Source organism: Pseudoalteromonas peptidolytica (genome assembly GCF_012641745.1).
Classification (GTDB): Bacteria; Pseudomonadota; Gammaproteobacteria; order Enterobacterales; family Alteromonadaceae; genus Pseudoalteromonas; species Pseudoalteromonas peptidolytica.
Window position 1 is genome coordinate 1 of record NZ_WEHZ01000052.1, and the last position, 21,462, is coordinate 21,462.

Genomic DNA, 21,462 nt, shown 5'->3' on the forward strand with positions numbered 1-21,462 from the left:
CATAGAAGCTTGCATGGAATGATATTAACAGTCTTGGGTGCGCTGATTGCATACAGCCACAAAGAAAAAAAGCCATCAATTTCTATTGATGAACTGATGGCTTAAACCGATCTCGGGTTAATTAAGAAAATTGGTATAAGCTTTGTCTATCGAGTATTCAGCTCAGCGTAAAAGCCAACCGTCAGAAAATAAATTAACCAACAAATATGAGAAAGTATCGTGATTAATCAAGAGATTGAACAAATTGAGCGCTATTACAACATCATTCGTGAATACTTGGTGACTTACAGCTTCCAATTACTCGCCGCAATCGCTATTTTTCTGCTTGGTTTGTGGCTTTCTAAAAAGCTCTCGAAAGCCACCGAAAAATTGATGCTGAAGCATAGCATCGATCCTGCACTTACCAACTTTGTGGGCAATGTTATCAAAGTCTTGATAATCGCCATGTTCGTAGTAATTTCTCTTGGTAAAATAGGGATTAGTATCACTCCTTTTGTCGCTGCCATCGGTGCGGCTTCCTTGGGTGCTGGTCTGGCGCTACAAGGGATGTTAGCAAACTACGGTGCTGGACTTGCTATTATCGCTACACGCCCTTTTGTCATCGGTGATACAATCAGCATTAAGGGGGTGAGCGGACAGGTCAAAATGATAGAGCTTGGACATACTACCCTGATCAATGAAGACAACGTTGAGATCACGATTCCAAATAAACATATTGTGGGGGAAATATTACACAACTCATTTGAAAACTCACTTGTAAAAGGAGAAATTGGTATTGCCTACCATGCCGACTACGAACAGGCATTACTACTTATCAATAATGCGCTTGCCAATAACAGTAAAGTCAGTCAATCTCCTAAGCCACAGGTTGGTATAGAAACATTTGCCGACAGCGCTGTAGTCTTAAGCTACCGTTACTGGGTACCAACCACTGCGCTAATTGAAACTAAATTAGAGATCAATAAAGCGGTATTCGCTGCCATTAACAATGCCAATATAGAAATACCCTTTCCGCAACGTGTAATTAAATTTATTCAGTAGGCTGTGTAGTGGAAAAACCACTGCGTAAATGAAGTTCTCGTTGTGGAAACGGGATCTCAATTTGGTATTTGCGAAACGCATCATCAATCGCCCATAAATAGTCAGAAATTAGGGCTGTCGGCCGCTTTACTTGCTCAGGCTGTACCCACACTCCCAGTGTAAAGTTCAAACTACTATCGCCAAATCCCGTCATCCATACTGTTGCCTCCCTCCCTGCAGTATTGAGTGTATACTGAACATTTTTGGCAGCTTCCAATGCAGCTCTCTTAACGAGCGTTTTATCACTGCCATAGGCAACAGAAAAAGGAATACGAAAGCGGCGGTACTTATCTGACATGGTCCAGTTTGTTATGGTGTTTGATACCATTTCTGAGTTTGGGATCAATAAGTCCACATTGTCATTTGTGCGGATCCAAGTGGAACGCATATGAATGGCAATAACTTCACCAACCATACCATTGTTTAGCTCAACAAAGTCCCCAACCTTAACCGTTTTTTCTAACAGTAGTACTAGCCCTGAAACAAAGTTATTTACCAAACCTTGCAACCCAAGACCAATTCCAACCCCCAGAGCACTGGCCACGAGCGCCAGTTCAGTTATCTCAAAACCAAGTGCGGTCAGTGCAATAATAAACCCGATAAACAACACAATGTAGTGGATAATGCGACCTATCACGTAAGCAGATGTGTGCTGAATAACACCCTGCTTAGACGCAATTCGGTTGAACGCCAGACGTAACACCTTGGAAATAATAAACGTCGCTATCACCACTGTCACAAAAGACAGCGCCTCACCGATTTCTAATGAAAATTTGCCTAACGAAAATAGTTTTTGGTCAAGCCATGGAATATCCATATCTATCTCTTGGGGCACTTTTATCATCACTTTTTTACTTTAATCCTAGTTATACTAAGTGTGCGTGGCTCACACCAGAATTACAAGCATGTATCGCACTGTATAAACCCTACATACTGAGTTGCTTACTCTTTTCGAAGCTCATACCTAAATAACAAATCAATACCACAAAGCCATGAAAATACAGCGACGTCGTATTACCACTCACCGCCACTGGGGAACCCATTGTTTTGGAATAGACTAAAAGTAAAGCTACATTAATTCAGCTAGCCCTTAAAACAAAAAAGCCTTCTGCACAATGAAGAAGGCCTTTGGTAACATCTTTTCAGTATGACTATGCTTTACGCCATGTCGTTTTTCCCGCGCTATCTTCCAATACAACGCCCATTGCAGTTAGCGCATCACGTGCCTCATCAGCAGCAGCCCAGTCTTTACTTTCTCGAGCAGCTCGACGTTTTTCGATCAACGCTTCAATTTGTGCAACTTCATCATCGCCTTGCTCACCTTTAAGGAAAGATTCAGGGTCTTGCTGGGCAATACCAAGTACCTCAGCCAGTTTTACAAGAATGTATGCGTACTCGCCCGCAGCTTGCGCATCGCTATCTTTTAAGCGATTCACTTCTTTTGACAGCTCAAAAATCACAGGAAGCGCTTCCGGTGTATTGAAGTCATCGTTCATAGCAGCTTCAAAACGCTCAACATAAGCGCTTCCTTTTAGCTCTACTTCCACCAGTTTTACACCACGTAACGCAGTATAGATACGCTCTAGTGATGAGCGGGCTTGCTCAAGGTTTTCTTGTGAGTAGTTTAACTGGCTACGGTAATGACCATTAATTAAGAAATAACGTACCGTTTCTCTGTCAAAAGCTTTTAGTACTTCACGTACAGTAAAGAAGTTACCAAGAGACTTTGACATCTTCTCTTTATTAACTTGCACCATACCGGTGTGGATCCACGTATTCACGTAGCGGCCATTGTTTGCGCAGCACGATTGCGCAATTTCATTTTCATGGTGAGGGAATTGTAAATCTGAGCCACCACCATGAATATCAAAAAACTCACCTAAGTGCTTTGAACTCATTGCGCTACACTCGATGTGCCAACCAGGACGACCTTCTCCCCAAGGTGACTGCCATGCTGGCTCTCCTGCTTTAGCCTTTTTCCATAATACGAAATCAAGCGGGTCGTCTTTACCTTCAGCTACTTCAACACGCGCCCCAGCCTGAAGCATGTCTAAGTCTTGTTGCGAAAGTTGGCCATATTGCGCAAACGTTGATACGTCAAATAATACGTCACCATTTTGCGCGACATAAGCATGACCTTTTTCTATTAAACGAGCTATCATATCGATGATTTCATCCATGTGACCCGTCACTGTCGGTTCTATGTCTGCCGGTAACATATTCAATGCGTCAAAATCTTCGTGCATTGCTTTGGTCATGCGGACAGTTAACTCATTAATCGACTCGTTGTTTTCAGCGGCACGTTTAATAATTTTATCATCGACATCGGTAATATTACGTACGTATGTGACGTCATATCCGAGGTACCGTAGATAGCGATTCATTACATCAAATGAAACATATGTTCGCGCGTGTCCTACATGACAGAAATCATAGATGGTGATACCACACACGTACATATCAACCTTGCCTTCTTTGAGCGGTTTAAAGGGGGCTTTTTGACGAGTGAGTGTATTGAAAATCTGCAACATGTAGTTTTCTTCCTAAATACGTTCATTTTTAACAAAAGAGTTGATGATCATATCACCTACATTGCAACGCCTCTAGATTTTAATGGTGTTTTAAGACAGTTTTTTGATTTTTTACACCGATTATTACGGAATGCTTTTTCACACCCGCTTAGTTGTTATAAAATAGAGTTTTAACATTCAACACAATGGACACTAACATGGTTGTTTTAGAAACAAATCACGGCGAAATTCGCATTAATCTTTTCGCTGACAAAGCACCAGAAACGGTTGCAAACTTCTTAAATTACGTAAACAGCGACTTTTATAACGGCACTATTTTTCACCGCGTTATTGATGGTTTTATGGTTCAAGGTGGTGGATTTGCACCAGGCATGGAACAAAAGCCTGTTGAAGCACCAATTAAAAATGAAGCAAACAACGGTGTTGCGAACAAAGTAGGTACACTTGCGATGGCACGTACCCCAGATCCACATTCAGCTACTGCACAATTCTTTATCAACGTGAATGACAATGACTTCCTCAACTTCTCGAGCGAAACGTCGCAAGGTTGGGGCTACTGTGTATTTGGCGAAGTCGTTGAAGGCATGGACGTAGTGAATAAAATTAAAGGGGTTGCGACTGGCTCTGCTGGCTTCCACCAAGACGTACCACTGGAAGATGTAATCATCGAAAAAGCGTACGTTGCTGAGTAATACCTGTTCGCTTAAACAAATACTCTACTTTGAAGCGAGAAAATCTTGTCGATAATACCGCAACTTCGCCCTGCTATCGGCAAGATCCTTACATCTATGTAGGGAAAGAAAGAATTTTTAACGCAGTTAGCGTCAGATTTACGTCTTCAAATTGAACATGTATTAAGACTAATTGATATAACATCACCACTTTTTTGTTCAAGGCCAGTGCGTATGCTGGCCTGCGTAGTTTTGAGGTCACATGGGTAAAACCTACTTTATCGCCGACTTACATTTAACCGAACACCGCACAGATATCACCGAAGCGTTTTATGCGTTTCTTGACCACCATATGACAGTGGGCGTCGACGCACTGTACATTCTGGGGGATTTTTTTGAGGTGTGGATTGGAGACGATGAAAAGGATCCATACGCCCTGAGGATTGCACAAAAAATAAGTGCACTAGGCGACTTAGGTATCAAAGTATTTTTTATCCATGGCAATCGTGACTTTTTAATCAAGCAAGATTTTGCTAAAGCCTGCAATATGACTTTATTGCCTGAGCAAACAGTCATTAACCTATATGGTACACCAACGGTTATTTTGCATGGAGACGAGATGTGTACGCAGGATGAAGTGTACCAGCAATTTCGCAAAAAAAGCCGTGGCTGGTGGTGGCCCAGACTAATGCTTGCGATGCCGCTTTGGTATCGCCGCCGCGTTGCTGCCAATGCAAGACGAAAAAGTATTGAAAACCAAAAAGGAAAACCGCCTGAAATCCTCGATGTTACCGAAGAAGCGGTAGCGCAGATGTTTATTCGGTATGGTGTTAAAAATATGATCCATGGCCATACCCACAGGCCAAAAGTACATGAATATAGTGATGGGAATGTTCGTACAGTGCTAGGAGACTGGTACTCGCAAAGCTCCTATATTGTTGCTGATGAACATGGTCAACGGCTTATGTGTCACCCATTTAATGGGTCTTAAAAGGCCTACTGCCGGCGTAGTAGACCTCAAAACTGTCCTAGATTGAGGAAAGAAAGCTTAAGCTATTAAGCGATGCTTATTAGGTGCCCTAAATAAGCTTCTCTCAATGCGTCTGTACCTGATTACATCCCTCAACCTGCCCAAGTATTAAATCAAAATCGTCTTACTCTGGCTGTAAATCTTTTACACAAGAGTAACAAGCAGAGTTATGTGAGTATGGGCAATCTGCCAGCGGGTTTGTAGGTGGTAAGCCAGCACCGCCGATTTGAGGGGTTTGCGCTTTAGGAATAGATTTGCCTTCTAGGCTAAGTAGTTTGATTTTCTTTTTCTTAAGTTTCATTTCAATTCCTTAAATTATTGTTCTTAATATAACAGTTGTTTTGTAACCAACTGTTACAAAACACTATCAACAATAAAATCAACTGTCAACATGTTAGGGACTCAAGATTAACAAAAATATAAAGTTATATTTAACTAGAAAAGGTTGATATACTTTTACTCACAAATTTCTCATGTGATTACTCATGCTGCCAAATGAGATGGATTCAGGATAAATCACTATGCTAATCAGAAACGACATGCTAGGTCGCGCCATATTCAAACCTTAGTTTGAATAATAGGCATAGAGGACAAGTCAAGCTAGCTGAATTTCTAGAATGCAATCAAACAACACTAGGAAGTAAGTAAGCCGTAATAAAGCGCACTTACTTCCTTTTTGTTATTGTGCAGCTGGAGCACCGGAATGAAATTTAAAGTCAGGATCGGCTGAGCTTATCAGTTCATTTTCAACTTGACGGAATAACTGGATCCGCCCAGCTACATCACAGCGTTTGGGATCTGTAGCATTGGCAACTTGATGCGCTAAGTCAATGTAATCTTGATAGTGCCTTGCTTCGGAACGTAATAAAGATATATAAAACTTAGCTATTTCTTCATCTAAACACGGAGCCAACTTTGCGAAACGTTCACATGAGCGCGCTTCGATATAAGCACCTATAATCAATTTATCTACCAAGGCCGCAGGTTCAAAAGTACGTATGTGTTTAATCATACCGGAAGCATAACGTGATGCTTGAACATACTCAATTGGTATATTCCGAGCTCGTATAATGTCTAATACTTGTTCAAAATGATGAAGCTCCTCTTTTATAAGCCTGACCATTTTGCTGAGAATATCTTGATTGTAAGCATATTCGGGTCTTGCAGTAAGCTCCCCTATCAGTTCATTTTTACTGCCTGAGAAGTCTCCTTCACCAATACCACGATAAATAAAGTCCTCATAGGGCTGCAGCCAGCTCAATAACGTCTTTGCAGAAGCATCGTCTATTGCATATTTACGGATCAAAAAAGCTGCGCTTTGTGCCGCTTTTAGCTCACAATGCATGTGATCAATAAGCAACAAAGGTAAATGCTCGCTTTGGCTCGCTTTTTGTATCCAGGTGTGTGGTGTTTCACAACCCAAAAACTGGTTTATTGGTGTCAGTAAATCTGTGTACTTTTCTAGCATAACAACAAAGGACTAATGTGTTTGCGCTATTTTATCATAACTTCTCGCTACAAGGTGCACCATAGAGGGACTCGCTGATAAGTTTTAGATAATTCTGAAAATAGTAATATTGCTATTCCGCTACATTTTCTTGACAAAAATTATCTCATCTCCCATAACTAAATTGAGTTGTACAAAAATAGTACAAACCGATTCATTGAGGGGCTAACTATGATCTTTAATCATCTATGGGGCTTATACGCTCACCCACAAGAAGAATGGCAAACAATCGACAATCGTCATGAAAGCATCTTTTACAGTTTGTCACATATCGCGCTCGTCGCGCTAATTCCCAGTATCATGGGGTACTATTCATCTGTTTATCTTGGTTGGAGCGTAGGCACTGGTGAGCCTGTTTACTTAACCCATGGCTCCGCACTACTAATTGGTGTAGCGATGTATTGCGCACTCATTGTCGGGGTGTTTATTTTGGCCTATCTTGCCCACTGGATGGCTATTACTTTTGGTGCCAACCCTACTTATACACAAACGTTGGAATTGTCAGCATATACTGCAACGCCCATGTTTATGTCAGCATTTGCAGCATTTTATCCAGAGCTTTGGTTTGTGGTCTCTGTTGGTATGGTAGCACTGGCCTACTCAGTATACTTGCTCTATACAGGCGTTCCGATTCTGATGCACATCCCTGAAGAGCGTGGGTTTATCTATGCAAGCTCTGTGGTAACTTGTGGGTTAGTGTTATTAGTAATTATTCTAGCCGCGACGGCCATTCTATGGACAAATGGTATTATTAGCCCTACCTTTACGTAGCGTCTTCTTATTTTAAAGTTGATGCGAAAGCGGTCTATAAGACCGCTTTGCTTTTATCCTAAATTATGAGTAAAACGGCGCTTAGTTTGCGCCGTTTTTTTATGCTGCTCACTTTGGCAAAAAGGCATGGTCGTTGTAACCACACCTTCTGCACTGTCCTTCAGAACTTACAGCGACGCAAAAACCTCATCAGTTTTTGCTGCACAGATAAAGTCATTTTTGTGAAGACCTTTAATAGAATGACTCCACCACGTCACTGTGACTTTACCCCATTCGGTCAGCAGACCTGGGTGGTGACCTTCTTCTTCAGCCATATCACCGACTTTATTTGTAAACGCGAGTGCTTGCTTGAAATTCTTAAACTTGTATACGCGCTCAAGCTGCATAATGCCATCGCGTACCTCAGGTACCCAATCAGGGATCTGCTTCACGAGAACGGCGAGCTCTTCATCTGATACTTTAGGCGCATCTGCACGACACGCTTCACATTTTTGTGCACTTAAATCAGACATTGATAATTCCTCAACTTGCTAGTTTTTCTTTTGGGGGAAACTTAGGTTCAAATAACCCTAGCTCTTTTGCTTTTTCAACCAACGACATAATATCCATTTTTGATATTTCAAATAAGTCGTTGATCGAGGTAATTGTGTAGTAAACCGGTTGCATAATATCGATGCGATAAGGTGTACGTAATACATCTTGTACTTGCAACGGGTTAATCTCTGGTTTGTCGGAGTATACGTATTGCGTTTCTCCAGGGCTGGATAAAATACCACCGCCGTAGATGCGAAGACCTTGCTCGGTTTGCATTAGACCAAACTCAACGGTAAACCAGTACAAGCGTGCAAGATATACCCGGTCTTTTTTCTGTGCCGCGTAGCCTAACTGACCATACTTATGTGTAAACTCTGCAAACGCTGGGTTCGTTAGCATGGCACAGTGGCCAAAAATTTCATGGAAAATATCAGGTTCTTGAAGGTAATCGAACTCTTCTCGTGAGCGGATAAACGTTGCTACTGGAAATTGCTTATTCGCGAGCAATCGGAAAAATTCATCAAAATCAATCAATGCCGGCACTGGTGCTACTTGCCACCCAGTTTCTTTCTCAAGTACTGCGTTTAATTCGCTTAACTGCGGGATCCGATCGTGTGGTAAGTTAATTTTTTCAAGCCCAGCTAGATACTCGTCACAGGCTTTCCCCTTTATACACTCTAGCTGACGCGCAACTAACTCAGACCAGATTTGGTTCTCTTCATTCGTCCAAGCGATAACGCCATTTTCATCCGGCTGCTTAGAGACATATTTACTTGCTTTAGCCATTTTTCATTCTCACCTAATTCACTCCAATTTATACTTTCGCAATCTGAGTTGCAGTCCTGTTGAGTAGTTTGGAGTGCTTCAACTTGTGACTTTGATACTAAGTAAAAGTGACATAAAGTTTAATAGGCAAGGCGTTTATCAACTTTTGCACAACCCCTAAAAACGTAAATAAAAATAAACACAGGCGTAACGAATAAATTACACACATACAAAAAAGGGGCTTTAACAGCCCCAAAGTAAACTTATTTATACATCTATATTTTATCAAATGCTTGCTTCAAGTCATCAATAATATCTTCGACGTCCTCAAGCCCAACAGAAATACGAATTAACCCGTCAGAGATCCCTGCTGCCAGCCTTTCCTCTTGGGTATACGGAGAGTGCGTCATAGAAGCAGGATGCTGGATCAGTGTTTCAGGGTCGCCAAGACTCACCGCTAGCGTGCATAATTCAGTGGCATTTATAAACTGCTCTCCTTGCTCAATAGAGCCATTTATTTCAAATGCAATCACCCCTCCGGCACCCTTCATTTGCTCTCCAAGATATTGATAACCCGGATGCGAGGGTAACCCTGGGTAATAAACGGTATTTACTTTTGGATGAGCGTCTAAAAACTCTGCAACGGCCTGTGCACTTTGGCAATGACGCTGCATTCGTATTGCGAGGGTTTTTAGTCCACGGTTAATCAACCATGCGTCATGTGGGCTGATAGTCGCGCCAATATCTTTCAGTACGGTAAGCTTGATTAATTCGATATGCTCTTTAGAGCCACAAACTAGCCCTGCTACTACGTCACCGTGTCCGTTTAGGTATTTGGTCGCACTATGGACAATAATATCCGCACCAAAATTAACAGGTTTTTGCAGTAGTGGGGTCATAAATGTATTATCAACAACAAACAACATCCCATGCTGTTTGGTGACCTCCCCCAACATTTTTAAGTCTATAACTGTCATGTTAGGGTTGATTGGAGTTTCAGCAAATAGCAGCTTTGTATTTTCCTTGACGGCATCACGCAACGCATCCTCGTCGGTCAAGTCAACAAAAGAAACCTCAATACCAAACCTTGGTAGCATATGCGCGAATAATGCAAAGCTACAACCATACAGTGCGCTTGATGCAATCATATGGTCGCCTTGCTGCAAAAAGCTCAGTACCGATGCCGAAACAGCCCCCATACCTGTAGCTGTTGCCGCAGCGTCTTCCATTCCCTCAAGTCGAGCAACTTTTTCTTCCAGCTCTCGTGTCGTTGGGTTGCCTAAGCGAGTATAGATATAACCGGGCTCTTCACCGGCAAACCTTGCAGCTCCTTGCGCCGCATCTTTAAAATGGAATGTTGAAGTTTGGTACAATGGTGCGGTTAACGCCCCATGCGGGTCATCAAAATGATTAGGTCCGTGAATACACTGACTGTCATCTCTTAATTTTTTCATATTGGCCTGCTGATTTTATTATTGCTAACCAAATAAGCACGTTAGTGAATTAATTAGCGTAGTTTTTTTGTCATGGTCAATATTTAGGGTAGTTTGGAGCAATAAACAAGCATGCCAGATGGGGAGATGGCTAGTTCACTGGTTGTGACTAGCCAGTTTTACTTAAAGAGGTGTATAAAATTGTTGCCGTTTAATCTTTTTTACTACGTCTTAGTAGCACATCAACAACTGAGCTAATCGCACTTTTCAACAGGCTTTGTTTGTGCTCCAAACGTGGTAACGGACGACAAAGCTCCATTGCCTTATACCCTAGTCGAGCAGTAAATATCCCTGCGCTTAGCCCTTGTGCTGAACGAGTAGAGAGCTTACCAAGTAATTCTGCGCCTACACTAGTTGCAGCAAGGTCGCTTACCAGTTCACTCGCGCCAACAAACACCATTTGCTTGAGCAGCATTTTGTATAACGTAATGCGACTACGATAAGCCAATCGAATACCATAGTGCTTGCTAACCTTTTCTACCAGCACGACTCCACGCCAAAGCACCGCCAACATGTCCACAAGCGCAAGTGGACTTAGAGCAACTAAGAGTGCTGATGTTGTTGCATGCTCTTGAATTAGTCTTTTAGCTTCCGCATCTTGCTCCCGCAGCAAGGTTTTTTCATATAAAGTGATGATTTCTTTGTCTGTATGATGGGATTGTAATGCCTCTTCAAAAGCCGTAACCTTTTGCTCTGGATGCACTTTTAACAAGGGTGTGAGCCACGCTCTTGCTTCACCGATCTGGTCACTTTGTAACAAACGCTGTGCATCATGCTTAATTTGCTGATGTTGTTTGAGTTTGCTAAGTGCGACGACTTCCGAAAATAAGAACTTGAATAGTGCGAGTAAACCAAGAGACAACACGGTGGTGTAAAGCGCAAATAGTAGAATATTTTGCTCATAGCTCTCAATCAAAGTCAGTGCCGCTTCAACAATAATAAGTACTAATAACGCCAGAAAAAAACACTGTTTAAACCCAAATCTCCAAGGCGACTCGTAGATACGTTCAATTTTGGGCAGTTCCGGCTCAGGCACTGTCTCAAAGCTACTAGTTACCAGCAGTTCATTGTCCAGGACTTTGCCTTCACCACCCAAATGCTGAGATTCATCTTGGCTTTGCGTGTCGATATTTAAGCGCCTACCCGAACCTTGATAGGGTTTTGTTTGATCGGTCATCTTAACTTATCTCCAATTAAGAACTGTAAAGCATGATCAAGCCTAATATGTGATAAATTTCCGTGCTTAGCAGGCAGGGGTTCAAACGCTATGAACTCAAAGCCCCCTTGAGGCCAAGCATTTGCTTTTGGGATATGGTCTGGCGGTGTCGGTGGCACATAATTGATAAACTGCTGCTCGCCGACCGGCTTACCATAAATACATTGCACATGTTGTCCCCCCTCCTTCACCGCTCTAGACTCAACACTTCTCACCGAAGAAAGCGACATGGTATCAACCGTTACCCCATTGAAGCGAAGCTCATTGGCACTGTCCACCAGCATTTCATTTAACAACCTTGTTAAATTGGATTGCTGCTCGTTCAAAACGCCATCACACTTATTGGCAGCAAATAGGACTTTGTCTATTTTTGGATTAAATAAGCGAGATAACAAACCGCTTTTACCATGAGAAAACATGGCTAAGATCTGCTTTAACGCAACTTCTTGCTCTTTCAGTGTGTCATAACCATCACTTAGACTCCCCAGTAAGTCAACTAATACAACTTGGCGGTCAAACTGGCAAAAATAATCTTTGTAAAATGGCGCGACCACTTGCTTTTTGTAGGCTTCAAAACGCTCAACAAGCTGTTGATATTGTGAATGCTCGGTAATCTCATTTGGGTGGCTTTGTACTGGGAAAAACAGCAGTATGGGTGCCCCCTCAAGATCACCTGGGATCAACGCCCTACCCGGTTGCAAATTAGATAAACGGGTGTCTCGCTGCAGCTGTGCTAAAAGCGCATGGTAACTTTGTGCAAGCATTTTTAGCTTATTCTCATCCACCGCTTGCGTACTATCAAACTGCTCAACTAGCTGTAAAAATGTTTGTGAAAATGGCTGGTATTTTGGTTTTTTTAGTAGCGCAAACTGCTGCTCACACCATTCGGAAAAAGTCATTTTTAACAGCGGTAAGTCCATTAGCCACTCACCAGGATAGTCATATAACTCAAGATACAGGGTATGAGTTTGCGCTAAATGCTGTTTCAGACCACGCTCACTATGATACCTAAACGCCAGTGTTAACGTATTGATGCGCTTAGTTGATGCAGGCCACGTTGGCAATTCTTCCAGTAAACAGCTTATGGCTTGCTGATAATCAAAAGTAGGTACTGCTAGCGCTTTTTGTGGCTCAGGACGACATGCCACAAGACGACCTTCACTCACCACATCAAAGAAAGGTAAATTATCTGTGCTGGTTTGGGTTGTGAGATGTTTAATAAGTGCCGTAATAAATGCGGTTTTACCACTGCCGCTGAATCCAGTCACTGCAAGTTTGATATGCTTATCAAAAGAACGGTGAAGCGTTTTTTTGGCTTGTTGTTTTAGCTTATCTAGGGAAGATGGGGTACGAAAGCGTGACGTAGTCATAAATAGAAAATTGCCCCTTTAGAAAATGCCAAGGCGGCTAAAACCGCCTTAAAGCTTGTCGATTTCTCTGCTAACCGTAAATTCAGGGGAAGTTACATAGCGTTCCATATTCTGAATGCGGCCATCAAGTCGTGATAGTCTGTCTTTCAGGTCATAAAGTGCCTGTCTTGGCGGTTCACCTTTTTGCCATACCTTAAACTTCACTGATACCTTATCTTCATCTTTCGCATCAGGTGAACGATTTGGCATCATTTCACGCTTATCTAAAATAAACCAGCAAGCCACATACACGACGATAAATAATGGACCACCAGAGAGTAGCACAGCTGTGATGAATAAAATCCGAACAAGCCACAACTCCATATTAAAGTAGTCACTAAGCCCTGCGCATACTCCGGCTACCTTTCCGCGACTCGGATCACGATATAGTTCTCGCTTTGATCTACTCATAGCTTGCGTCTCCATTGTGGCGACTCTTGATCAAGTAGAGCTTCCAGCGTTTCAACACGCTCTGCCATTTTCTCCGCCTTGTTAGCCAGCTCTATCAATTGACGATGTTCATGCTCACTCAACCCTTGACTGACCTGCTTTTTACTACGGTAATGTAAAATCAACCAAAGCGGTGCCACAATGATCATAAAAATAATTAGCGGAGCCATTAAAACTTCTGCATCAAACATAATTCTCTCCTGCCTTCAACTTGGCTGTTATTATTGTAGTTGGTTGGCACCTACCTAATAGTAGGTGCAGCTATTTTCACTTTTCAGCCATTTTCTTTTTCAGCTGCTCAAGCTCATCATCGATTTTTTCGTTCTTTTGTAAATCGGCTATCTCATCTGCAAGAGATTTTTTACCAAGATCATAAGACTCAATTTGTGACTCTAGACCATCAATTTTGCTCTCATAACGCTCAAAGCGATTCAAGGCATCATCTACTTTACTGCTGTCTAGTGCTTTTTTCACCTCTAATCGAGACTCAGCTGAGCGTTGGCGCAGTACAATCGCCTTTTGACGCGCTTTAGCATCCGCTAACTTATCTTGAAGTGTACTCACTTCCTGTTGCAGCTTTTCAATGTGCGTATCGACATGTGCTAACTCTTTTTCAAGGGCAGCCACATCCTCTGCAGACTTTTGCTTCTCAAGTAAAGCGGCACGCGCTAAATCTTCACGCTCTTTGCTCAGTGCAAGTTCGGCTTTAGTTTGCCAATCATCTACTTGTGCTTTGAGCTGATCAAGACGGCGTGTTAACTCCTTTTTCTCAGCTAAAGTTTTTGCTGAGGTCGATCTTACTTCAACTAGTGTATCTTCCATTTCTTGGATGATCAGGCGAACCATTTTTTCCGGATCTTCTGCTTTATCCAAAATCGCATTAATATTAGAATTCACTATGTCTGCAAAACGAGAAAAAATTCCCATAGTGGTTACCTCTTTGGTTAATAGCTAAATTGCTTACTAACTATGTATCAAATAGCTTGCCAACTTTATCAGATTTAAAAATACAATAAAATCATGTGGTTATTTTATTTTTAAAAGTCCTTTAGTTATCCTGTTTTTTGAAATACACTAGTTATTAGCAAAAATAACTAAGAGTTAGGCAATATGAGCCGTTTCCGTCAACAGGATAATCTATTAGGCCAATCCGACAGCTTTTTAGCGGTGTTAGATAAGGTATCTCAGTTAGCCCCGTTAGAGAAACCAGTATTAATTATCGGTGAGCGCGGTACAGGTAAAGAGTTAATTGCGGCTCGCCTGCACTATCTTTCGGAGCGTTGGGACCAAGAATACGTCAAACTTAACTGTGCAGCGCTAAACGAAAACCTCTTAGAAAGTGAATTATTTGGCCATGAAAGTGGTGCTTTTACCGGTGCAAGCAAACGCCATGAAGGCCGCTTCGAACGAGCTAATGGTGGTACCTTATTTTTAGATGAGCTTGCCAATACCTCCGCTATGGTGCAAGAAAAACTACTTCGCGTTATCGAATATGGTGAATTTGAGCGCGTAGGTGGTAAACAAACGGTAAAAGTCGATACTAGATTAGTATGTGCAACCAATGAAGATTTGCCAACACTTGCAGATGCGGGAGAGTTTAGACACGACTTACTTGACCGCCTAGCCTTTGATGTAATAACACTGCCTCCATTAAGAGCCAGAAAAGAAGATATCCTGCTACTTGCTGAACATTTTGCAATTAATATGGCGCGGGATTTGGGCTGGGAATTATTCAGTGGCTTTACTAGAAAAGCAATTGAAAAACTGTTGGACTATCCATGGCCTGGTAATATTCGCGAACTTAAAAATGTAATCGAGCGCAGCCTGTACCGCCATGGTAACGACCAGATACCGGTGCATGACATTATATTCGACCCATTTGCAAGCCCCTTTAGACCGAGTCAACGCATTAAGGCACCTTCTACTCAGTCTACCATCCCTCAAAGTCAATCTTTAGAGTCGACTGTGGTAGCAGAGCCGCTTGTTAAGCAGACTGTGGAGCACGAGCTGAATTTCACTTTTCCTTGTGATTTAAAATCACTCTCTAATGAGTATGAAATCACAATGTTGCAAAAAGCACTTGAATTTAGTCAATTTAATCAAAAGAAAACTGCACAAAATCTCGGTTTGACGTATCATCAACTTAGAGGGTATTTGAAAAAATACAACCTGTTGGATCAAAACCAAAAACAAGAGGCCTAGTGGTGCGTATATGGTTTTTTGGTGTGTTGTGTACTGCGCTATTTGGCTGTACAGACCAGACACCAAATAAAGTGAATGATAAGTCGCAAGGCTTGGTATATTGTGCAGAAGCAAACCCTGTGTCATTTAATCCGCAAGTGACCACAACAGGGTCGACGATAGATATTATTGCCAATCAGCTTTTTGATACTCTGATCAGTATCGACCCAAACACAGGGGAGTTTTTACCAGAGCTTGCTAAGTCTTGGCAGGTGAGCGCAGATGGAAAGTCATTTACGTTTACGCTAAGAGATGATGTTCACTTTCACGACACCTTGTATTTTACTCCCACGCGAACAATGAACGCAGATGATGTCGTGTTTTCATTTAATCGCCTATTTGACGTATACAATCCTTACCATTTTATTGGTGATGCAAACTACCCCTATTTTCAGAGTATTGGACTAGATCAACTTATTCGCCAAGTAAAAAAAGTGGATGACTACACAGTACGCTTTGACTTGTTTAATGCCGAAAGTAGCTTCTTATCGAATATTGCCACTGATTTTGCTGTTATTTTGTCTAAAGAATACGCAGATCAACTGATCTCTTTGGAACGCAAACAAGATTTCGATCAAAAACCTATCGGTACAGGCCCGTATAAATACCGTGAGTTTATGCGCGATAACTTAATTCGCTACTACCGGAATGAACAATACTGGAAACATCCTGTGTACATGAAGCAGTTGGTTTATGATATTACAACCAACGGTACGAGTAGAATTGCAAAAATGCTTACCAAAGAGTGTGATATCACCGCTCATCCGAGCGCAACACAACTCACGGTACTTGAACAACGCAAAGACATCGATGTTGAAAAAGCCGCCAATCTCAATATTGGGTACTGGGCTTTCAATACAGAAAAACCGCCATTTAACGACCCACTAGTACGAAAGGCATTAGCTCATAGCATTGATTTTGAGAAAATCATGCAAGCTGTGTTTTACAATAATGGAATTATCGCTCGTTCAATCCTCCCCCCCTCGTCATGGGCGTTTCGAGCACAAGCAAACATGCCTTCATACGACCCACAAATTGCAAAAGCATATTTAAAGCAAGCTGGGTTCGAAGATGGCTTCACGATGACTCTATGGGCAATGCCTGTGTCGAGAATTTATAATCCTAATGCTCGCAAAATGGCTGAGCTGATCCAACGAGACTTGAGAGACATTGGAGTGACGGCGAGAATTGTTGAATATGAATGGAATACGTTTATTGAACGTGTTGGTCGTCACGAGCACGACAGCGTGCTGTTAGGTTGGGCGGCAGATACTCCTGACCCTGACAACTTTTTCAGTCCGCTGTTAAGCTGCACAGCTACATTCAGTGGCAAAAATCCTGCAAATTGGTGCAATCCAGAGTTCGACTTATTATTGACACAAGCCCTCGATACCAATGACATGGAAGCACGTAAGCATTACTACCGACAAGCACAAGAGATGGTTGTTGAGCAGCTGCCTTTGGTTCCCATTGCCCATGGTTTGCGTTTTCAAGCGACTAGCTCTGATATTGAGGGGGTTTCTTTGCGGCCTTTTGGTGGTATTTCTCTAGCAAAGGCAAGGAGAGACTAAGATGTTTGCAAAATATGCTTACAGGCGTATTAGTCTCCTGTGCTTTATGCTCTTTACCCTAACAGTGTTCACCTTTTCACTCAATTACTTGTTTCCAGGGGAGCTAATTACGAACTTCAGTGGTGAGGTGAACTCAAGTTATGCCCAAACACAGGCCCTGGTCGAAAAGTACCGAATCGAAGATAATATTATTGTTCAATATGGTGCCTTTATGGCACGGATGTTTGAAGGTGACTGGGGGTTGTCACTCTCTTCAGGCCAACCTGTACTTGGCCATGTTAAGTTATTGTTCCCTGCAACTTTAGAGTTATGCCTGTACGCATTAACTGTCGCTGTAATAATTGGTGTGCCTAGTGGTGTTATTGCCAGTGCATACCATAAAAAATGGCCTGACAAGATTATTAATTCCCTTAGCTTAATGGGCTTTTCTATCCCCGTATTCTGGCTTGCGTTGCTCTTAATTATGGTGTTTTGCCTTGGCTTAGGTTTATTTCCCATGTCTGGGCGCATTGGCCTGTTATATGAAATACAGCCAGTCACACACTTTATTCTTATCGATATTTATTTAGAGGGCTTTCCATACGGTGGAGCCTCGTTTTGGGATGCAATTCATCATTTAGCACTTCCAACCACCGTACTGGCTATGTACCCAACGACCGTACTTATTCGTTTTACCCGCGATTCAATGTTAGATGTACTTGATCAAAATTATATCAAGACTGCCCGAGCTAAGGGTCTAAATCGCAGTCAGCTTATCCTTCACCATGCACTTAGAAATGCCCTACTGCCTGTGATCAAGCAAATTGGCCTGCAATTTAGTACACTGATTACATTAGCCATGATAACAGAAGTCATATTTTCTTGGCCTGGTCTTGGTCGCTGGCTCATCGAGAGTATCTATCAACGTGATTATCCAGCGATACAAGGGGGCTTATTGGCTGTATCCTTTTTTGTCATTATTGCCAACATGATGTCAGACCTTGTTCACTCTTTACTCGACCCTATCGCAAGGAATCAAGCGCATGGCAAAATTTAGTTTGTTTACTGAGGAGTCTAATCGCTCTCCCTTATTCAGGCTTTGGCGAAAATTTCGCTCAAACCATGTTGCATTAGTAGGCCTTTGGTTATTTTTGGCTCTGACAGTTTTGGCACTAACTGCACCTTTAATCGCGCCATACGGCGTCAATCAACAACATGCAGATGCCTTGCTCCTTCCTCCGTCTTGGCATGATGACGGTGATGTACGATTTATTCTCGGAACGGATGACCTTGGTAGAGATATTCTATCGCGACTGATGAATGGCGCGACCTATACATTCGGTCTATCAATTATCGCAGCACTCGTGACAACAGCGCTTGGCGTAGTGCTCGGTACACTCGCAGGAGCCAGTCGAGGACTAAAATCTAGTCTATTAAACCATTTGCTTGACATCACTCTAGCGATCCCATCCCTATTATTGGCGATTATCATTATCGCTATTCTGGGTCCAGGCCTTATGAATACCGTATGGGCAATTATCTTTGCATTGCTTCCGCAATATATTCATTCGATTCGAAATCTTGTGGTGGCTGAGCTTGGTAAAGACTACATTATCGCCTTTAAACTGGATGGTGCAAACCGTTGGAGGTTGCTGGTTCGTGGCATATTACCTAATATCTATGAGCATATTGTGGTAATATTTACCATGGCGCTGTCGACTGCGATACTGGATATTGCAGCTTTAGGCTTTTTAAAATTAGGCGCTCAGCCTCCCTCCACTGAGTGGGGAGCTATCCTTCAAGAGAATTTGAGTTTGATATATCTCGCACCGTGGACCGTGGGACTACCAGGCGTTCTTTTATTCATCGCGGTATTATCCACCAACCTTGTTGGCGATGGTTTACGTGAAGCTTTAAAAAATCGGAAGGCCGATTAATGCAATTGTTAGACATTAAGAACCTTACTATTGAACTTCGTACCGAAGATGGCGTTATTAGAGCGGTTGATAAGGTCAATCTAAGCCTAAAAGAAGGCGAAGTACATGCGCTAGTCGGAGAGTCCGGCTCGGGTAAAAGCTTAATTGCTAAGGCCATTGTGGGTGTACTTAATCAACGTTGGACAGTAACTGCTGACAGAATGCACTGGCGAGGTGTCGACTTAATGCGACTTTCACCGGAAAAGCGCCGTAAAATTGTGAGCCAAGATATCGCGATGATTTATCAGGAACCAAGTCGAAGCCTGGACCCTCTGGTGAGCATTTTTGATCAAATCGCTGAATCTATTCCTGACAGCGCACTTAAAGGCGGCTTTTTCGGTCGTCGCAAAGCTCGCAAAGAAAAGGTACGCGCTTTGTTACATAAAGCAGGTATTAGAGACGATAAAAAGATTTGTAGTAGTTACCCGCATGAACTGTCTGAGGGAATGTGTCAGAAAATAATGATAGCCATGGCAATTGCGAGGAGTCCAAAATTACTGATTGCTGACGAGCCTACAACAGCACTTGAAAGCACAGCCCGAGCGCAAGTATTTAGGCTATTAAAAGCTTTAAATCAGCTCAAAAACATGTCAATTTTAATGATTTCTCACGAGCTAGAGGAGATATCTGACTGGTCACATGCTATGCACGTGCTGTATTGTGGCCAGATGGTAGAGGCAGGCCCTACCCGTGCTATCTTTAAGCAACCACTGCATCCATATACGCAAGCACTGGTAAAAAGCTTGCCTGATTTTGGTCAAGGGCTCGGTCATAAAGAACCATTTTATGCGCTGAAAGGCACTATTCCACCTTTACAACACCTACCAATTGGATGTCGATTGGGACCTAGATGCCCACAAGCACAAAAAGAGTGTGTGGTAACACCAAGACAAAGTCGCTCTCACGGCCACAGTTATGCCTGCCACTTTCCACTCATTAAGGTGAAGCAAAAATGCAGCCCGTCTTAAAAGTACAATCTCTCAATAAATCTTATGTTTCGCGCCAAGGTCTGTTTAAGCGCCACTCTATGAAGGTGCTCAGGGACGTTTCATTTGCATTGGCACCCGGACAAACATTGGCAATTATCGGAGAAACAGGCTCAGGTAAAAGTACCCTAGCAAAAGTGCTTGCGGGTGCCGATATTGCAGACTCAGGGCAAATACTACTCAATGGGCAAATAGTCGAAGACAGTGGCGTACGAGAACATGATTGCCGCACTATTCGCCTTATCTTCCAAGACCCTACCCGTTCGTTGAATCCAGGACTTACAATCGGCGACATGCTTGATGACTGCTTGCAATATAATACTGAACTTACCGAGGATCAAAGGTATAAGAAAATCAGGGTAACGTTAAGTCGAGTCGGCTTGCTTGGTGAACACATTGACTACTACCCTCACATGTTTAGTGGCGGGCAATTACAGCGCGTAGCATTAGCAAGAGCGTTAATACTAGACCCAAAAGTATTGGTATTAGATGAAGCGTTATCATCTCTTGATCCATCGGTTCGAGCGCAAACCGTTAACCTTCTACTTGAACTGCAAGCCGCAACAGGTTTAGCTTATGTCCTTATTACCCATCATTTGAGCTTAGTGCGTCATATGAGCGATGAGATACTAGTATTAAATCGCGGTAAAGTAGTTGAATATGGTGAAACCGAGAGTGTATTTAGTACACCTAAGTCTAAAACGATGCAAAAACTCCTCTCAGCCTGAGCCACTTCAAATACAAATATGGTAATAGTCCCCAGCTACTGCCATATTTTTATCTCAATGTAATGACTTTAGTGCTGCATGTTTAAATACAGCAAAATTATACCAATTATCTTAATTGAGTGGCCTATTTTGAGACGAGAAAATCTTGTCGATAACTCCGCTGCCGCGTCCTGCTATCGCTTTGGTACCTACATTCATGTAGGCAAGGCAAAAATTTTGCTATGTAGTTCTTCTAAATAGGAAATTTTTAACGCCGTTAGCACAGATTTATTCCTTCAAATTGAGCAAGTATTAAGATTAATTGATATAAATGTACTGTGTATCAGCTTTGCTTTCTAGAATTAATAAGGTGCTCCGTTAGATCACATTTATATACACATAAAAAAAGCGCCAATGCGGCCAATGCCAGTCAGTTAAGCTGACTGGCATTTCTTTTTTTATATGGGTACTTTGATGGCTTAGGCTTTATCGCTCTTGGATACTGCCTATCTTCTCTTCTAGGTGGCAGTTTAAATAGTCTTAGC

22 protein-coding genes and 1 pseudogene are annotated in these 21,462 nt (G+C 42.3%); 11 read left to right on the top strand and 12 right to left on the bottom strand.

Going from position 1 to position 21,462, the window contains the following annotated elements; translation table 11 throughout:
- Window positions 1-105, top strand: a pseudogene (locus tag F9Y84_RS22650) (IS982 family transposase); the annotation flags it as partial.
- 114 nt (window positions 106-219) lie between these two features.
- A complete protein-coding gene (locus F9Y84_RS20905) occupies window positions 220-1,041 on the top strand; it encodes a mechanosensitive ion channel family protein (RefSeq protein ID WP_147390259.1) in 822 nt (273 codons plus the stop codon).
- Here F9Y84_RS20905 and F9Y84_RS20910 read toward each other — a convergent pair.
- On the bottom strand, window positions 1,031-1,924 hold the full coding sequence (locus tag F9Y84_RS20910) for a mechanosensitive ion channel family protein (RefSeq protein ID WP_147390258.1): 894 nt from the start codon (window positions 1,922-1,924) through the stop codon (window positions 1,031-1,033). The two genes, F9Y84_RS20905 and F9Y84_RS20910, sit on opposite strands and share 11 nt — an antisense overlap.
- Before the next feature lie 307 nt (window positions 1,925-2,231).
- Complete coding sequence (gene cysS, locus F9Y84_RS20915) at window positions 2,232-3,611, bottom strand: cysteine--tRNA ligase (protein WP_147390257.1); 1,380 nt, start codon at window positions 3,609-3,611, stop codon at window positions 2,232-2,234.
- A gap of 197 nt (window positions 3,612-3,808) precedes the next feature.
- Here cysS and F9Y84_RS20920 point away from each other — a divergent pair, with 197 nt between their 5' ends.
- Together F9Y84_RS20920 and F9Y84_RS20925 are read left to right on the top strand one after the other, a co-directional pair.
- Window positions 3,809-4,303, top strand: coding sequence for a peptidylprolyl isomerase (locus F9Y84_RS20920; RefSeq protein ID WP_128730987.1), 495 nt, complete (start codon window positions 3,809-3,811; stop codon window positions 4,301-4,303).
- A 241-nt stretch (window positions 4,304-4,544) separates the two neighbouring features.
- Complete coding sequence (locus tag F9Y84_RS20925; RefSeq protein ID WP_147390256.1) at window positions 4,545-5,273, top strand: UDP-2,3-diacylglucosamine diphosphatase; 729 nt, start codon at window positions 4,545-4,547, stop codon at window positions 5,271-5,273.
- A gap of 163 nt (window positions 5,274-5,436) precedes the next feature.
- Here the strand turns inward: F9Y84_RS20925 and F9Y84_RS20930 are convergent, their stop codons facing one another.
- Both F9Y84_RS20930 and miaE read right to left on the bottom strand, forming a co-directional pair.
- Window positions 5,437-5,613 (bottom strand): hypothetical protein, encoded by a 177-nt coding sequence (locus F9Y84_RS20930; protein WP_167508277.1) that lies wholly within the window; start codon window positions 5,611-5,613, stop codon window positions 5,437-5,439.
- A 378-nt stretch (window positions 5,614-5,991) separates the two neighbouring features.
- On the bottom strand, window positions 5,992-6,780 hold the full coding sequence (miaE, locus tag F9Y84_RS20935) for a tRNA isopentenyl-2-thiomethyl-A-37 hydroxylase MiaE (RefSeq protein WP_147390255.1): 789 nt from the start codon (window positions 6,778-6,780) through the stop codon (window positions 5,992-5,994).
- Between the two features lie 210 nt (window positions 6,781-6,990).
- Here miaE and F9Y84_RS20940 point away from each other — a divergent pair, with 210 nt between their 5' ends.
- Complete coding sequence (locus F9Y84_RS20940; protein ID WP_125253558.1) at window positions 6,991-7,590, top strand: Yip1 family protein; 600 nt, start codon at window positions 6,991-6,993, stop codon at window positions 7,588-7,590.
- A gap of 167 nt (window positions 7,591-7,757) precedes the next feature.
- On the opposite strand, the gene F9Y84_RS20945 is transcribed toward F9Y84_RS20940, so the two are convergent.
- The 8 genes from F9Y84_RS20945 to pspA all read right to left on the bottom strand — a co-directional run bounded on the left by F9Y84_RS20945 (window position 7,758) and on the right by pspA (window position 14,384).
- A complete protein-coding gene (locus tag F9Y84_RS20945) occupies window positions 7,758-8,102 on the bottom strand; it encodes a 4a-hydroxytetrahydrobiopterin dehydratase (protein WP_125253549.1) in 345 nt (114 codons plus the stop codon).
- A 10-nt stretch (window positions 8,103-8,112) separates the two neighbouring features.
- Window positions 8,113-8,910 (bottom strand): phenylalanine 4-monooxygenase, encoded by a 798-nt coding sequence (phhA, locus tag F9Y84_RS20950; protein ID WP_125253548.1) that lies wholly within the window; start codon window positions 8,908-8,910, stop codon window positions 8,113-8,115.
- A gap of 254 nt (window positions 8,911-9,164) precedes the next feature.
- Complete coding sequence (locus F9Y84_RS20955; protein WP_147390254.1) at window positions 9,165-10,343, bottom strand: trans-sulfuration enzyme family protein; 1,179 nt, start codon at window positions 10,341-10,343, stop codon at window positions 9,165-9,167.
- 190 nt (window positions 10,344-10,533) lie between these two features.
- Window positions 10,534-11,559, bottom strand: coding sequence for a TIGR01620 family protein (locus F9Y84_RS20960; protein WP_128730982.1), 1,026 nt, complete (start codon window positions 11,557-11,559; stop codon window positions 10,534-10,536).
- Window positions 11,556-12,968, bottom strand: coding sequence for a YcjX family GTP-binding protein (locus F9Y84_RS20965; RefSeq protein ID WP_147390253.1), 1,413 nt, complete (start codon window positions 12,966-12,968; stop codon window positions 11,556-11,558). Before F9Y84_RS20965 ends, F9Y84_RS20960 begins: the two co-directional genes overlap by 4 nt.
- Before the next feature lie 48 nt (window positions 12,969-13,016).
- Entirely contained in the window at window positions 13,017-13,418 is a 402-nt protein-coding gene (pspC, locus tag F9Y84_RS20970) for an envelope stress response membrane protein PspC (protein ID WP_125253544.1), read from the bottom strand.
- Window positions 13,415-13,648: an envelope stress response membrane protein PspB gene (pspB, locus tag F9Y84_RS20975; RefSeq protein ID WP_125253543.1), complete on the bottom strand. Its 234-nt coding sequence runs from the start codon at window positions 13,646-13,648 to the stop codon at window positions 13,415-13,417. Before pspB ends, pspC begins: the two co-directional genes overlap by 4 nt.
- Window positions 13,649-13,724: 76 nt before the next feature.
- Window positions 13,725-14,384 (bottom strand): phage shock protein PspA, encoded by a 660-nt coding sequence (gene pspA, locus F9Y84_RS20980; protein ID WP_125253542.1) that lies wholly within the window; start codon window positions 14,382-14,384, stop codon window positions 13,725-13,727.
- Between the two features lie 183 nt (window positions 14,385-14,567).
- Between pspA and pspF the strand changes: the two genes are divergently transcribed.
- Genes pspF through F9Y84_RS21010 form a run of 6 tightly spaced genes read left to right on the top strand, consistent with a single transcriptional unit; the run spans window position 14,568 to window position 20,938 of the window.
- Complete coding sequence (pspF, locus tag F9Y84_RS20985; RefSeq protein WP_147390252.1) at window positions 14,568-15,659, top strand: phage shock protein operon transcriptional activator; 1,092 nt, start codon at window positions 14,568-14,570, stop codon at window positions 15,657-15,659.
- Entirely contained in the window at window positions 15,659-17,269 is a 1,611-nt protein-coding gene (locus F9Y84_RS20990) for an ABC transporter substrate-binding protein (RefSeq protein WP_147390251.1), read from the top strand. Before pspF ends, F9Y84_RS20990 begins: the two co-directional genes overlap by 1 nt.
- A 1-nt stretch (window position 17,270) precedes the next feature.
- The gene (locus F9Y84_RS20995) at window positions 17,271-18,305 is read left to right on the top strand and encodes an ABC transporter permease (protein WP_147390250.1); all 1,035 of its coding nucleotides are present in this window, start codon (window positions 17,271-17,273) and stop codon (window positions 18,303-18,305) included.
- Complete coding sequence (locus tag F9Y84_RS21000) at window positions 18,292-19,185, top strand: ABC transporter permease subunit (RefSeq protein ID WP_125253538.1); 894 nt, start codon at window positions 18,292-18,294, stop codon at window positions 19,183-19,185. The genes F9Y84_RS20995 and F9Y84_RS21000 overlap by 14 nt, the downstream gene beginning before the upstream one ends.
- Window positions 19,185-20,192, top strand: coding sequence for a peptide ABC transporter ATP-binding protein (locus F9Y84_RS21005; RefSeq protein ID WP_147390249.1), 1,008 nt, complete (start codon window positions 19,185-19,187; stop codon window positions 20,190-20,192). Before F9Y84_RS21000 ends, F9Y84_RS21005 begins: the two co-directional genes overlap by 1 nt.
- Window positions 20,177-20,938 carry an ATP-binding cassette domain-containing protein gene (locus F9Y84_RS21010; RefSeq protein ID WP_125253536.1) on the top strand — a complete coding sequence of 254 codons (762 nt, stop codon included), beginning with the start codon at window positions 20,177-20,179 and terminating at the stop codon, window positions 20,936-20,938. Before F9Y84_RS21005 ends, F9Y84_RS21010 begins: the two co-directional genes overlap by 16 nt.
- Window positions 20,939-21,462: the final 524 nt, after the last annotated feature.

Bases quoted from the DNA above. Each gene is read 5' to 3' on its own strand.
- F9Y84_RS21000 (WP_125253538.1), top strand. From the start codon at position 18,292: ATGGCAAAATTTAGTTTGTTTACTGAGGAGTCTAATCGCTCTCCCTTA.
- F9Y84_RS20960 (WP_128730982.1), bottom strand. From the start codon at position 11,559: ATGACCGATCAAACAAAACCCTATCAAGGTTCGGGTAGGCGCTTAAAT.
- cysS (WP_147390257.1), bottom strand. From the start codon at position 3,611: ATGTTGCAGATTTTCAATACACTCACTCGTCAAAAAGCCCCCTTTAAA.
- pspA (WP_125253542.1), bottom strand. From the start codon at position 14,384: ATGGGAATTTTTTCTCGTTTTGCAGACATAGTGAATTCTAATATTAAT.
- miaE (WP_147390255.1), bottom strand. From the start codon at position 6,780: ATGCTAGAAAAGTACACAGATTTACTGACACCAATAAACCAGTTTTTG.
- F9Y84_RS21005 (WP_147390249.1), top strand. From the start codon at position 19,185: ATGCAATTGTTAGACATTAAGAACCTTACTATTGAACTTCGTACCGAA.
- F9Y84_RS20910 (WP_147390258.1), bottom strand. From the start codon at position 1,924: ATGATAAAAGTGCCCCAAGAGATAGATATGGATATTCCATGGCTTGAC.
- phhA (WP_125253548.1), bottom strand. From the start codon at position 8,910: ATGGCTAAAGCAAGTAAATATGTCTCTAAGCAGCCGGATGAAAATGGC.
- F9Y84_RS20930 (WP_167508277.1), bottom strand. From the start codon at position 5,613: ATGAAACTTAAGAAAAAGAAAATCAAACTACTTAGCCTAGAAGGCAAA.
- F9Y84_RS20940 (WP_125253558.1), top strand. From the start codon at position 6,991: ATGATCTTTAATCATCTATGGGGCTTATACGCTCACCCACAAGAAGAA.
- F9Y84_RS21010 (WP_125253536.1), top strand. From the start codon at position 20,177: ATGCAGCCCGTCTTAAAAGTACAATCTCTCAATAAATCTTATGTTTCG.
- pspB (WP_125253543.1), bottom strand. From the start codon at position 13,648: ATGTTTGATGCAGAAGTTTTAATGGCTCCGCTAATTATTTTTATGATC.
- F9Y84_RS20955 (WP_147390254.1), bottom strand. From the start codon at position 10,343: ATGAAAAAATTAAGAGATGACAGTCAGTGTATTCACGGACCTAATCAT.
- F9Y84_RS20925 (WP_147390256.1), top strand. From the start codon at position 4,545: ATGGGTAAAACCTACTTTATCGCCGACTTACATTTAACCGAACACCGC.
- pspF (WP_147390252.1), top strand. From the start codon at position 14,568: ATGAGCCGTTTCCGTCAACAGGATAATCTATTAGGCCAATCCGACAGC.
- F9Y84_RS20965 (WP_147390253.1), bottom strand. From the start codon at position 12,968: ATGACTACGTCACGCTTTCGTACCCCATCTTCCCTAGATAAGCTAAAA.
- pspC (WP_125253544.1), bottom strand. From the start codon at position 13,418: ATGAGTAGATCAAAGCGAGAACTATATCGTGATCCGAGTCGCGGAAAG.
- F9Y84_RS20995 (WP_147390250.1), top strand. From the start codon at position 17,271: ATGTTTGCAAAATATGCTTACAGGCGTATTAGTCTCCTGTGCTTTATG.
- F9Y84_RS20945 (WP_125253549.1), bottom strand. From the start codon at position 8,102: ATGTCTGATTTAAGTGCACAAAAATGTGAAGCGTGTCGTGCAGATGCG.
- F9Y84_RS20920 (WP_128730987.1), top strand. From the start codon at position 3,809: ATGGTTGTTTTAGAAACAAATCACGGCGAAATTCGCATTAATCTTTTC.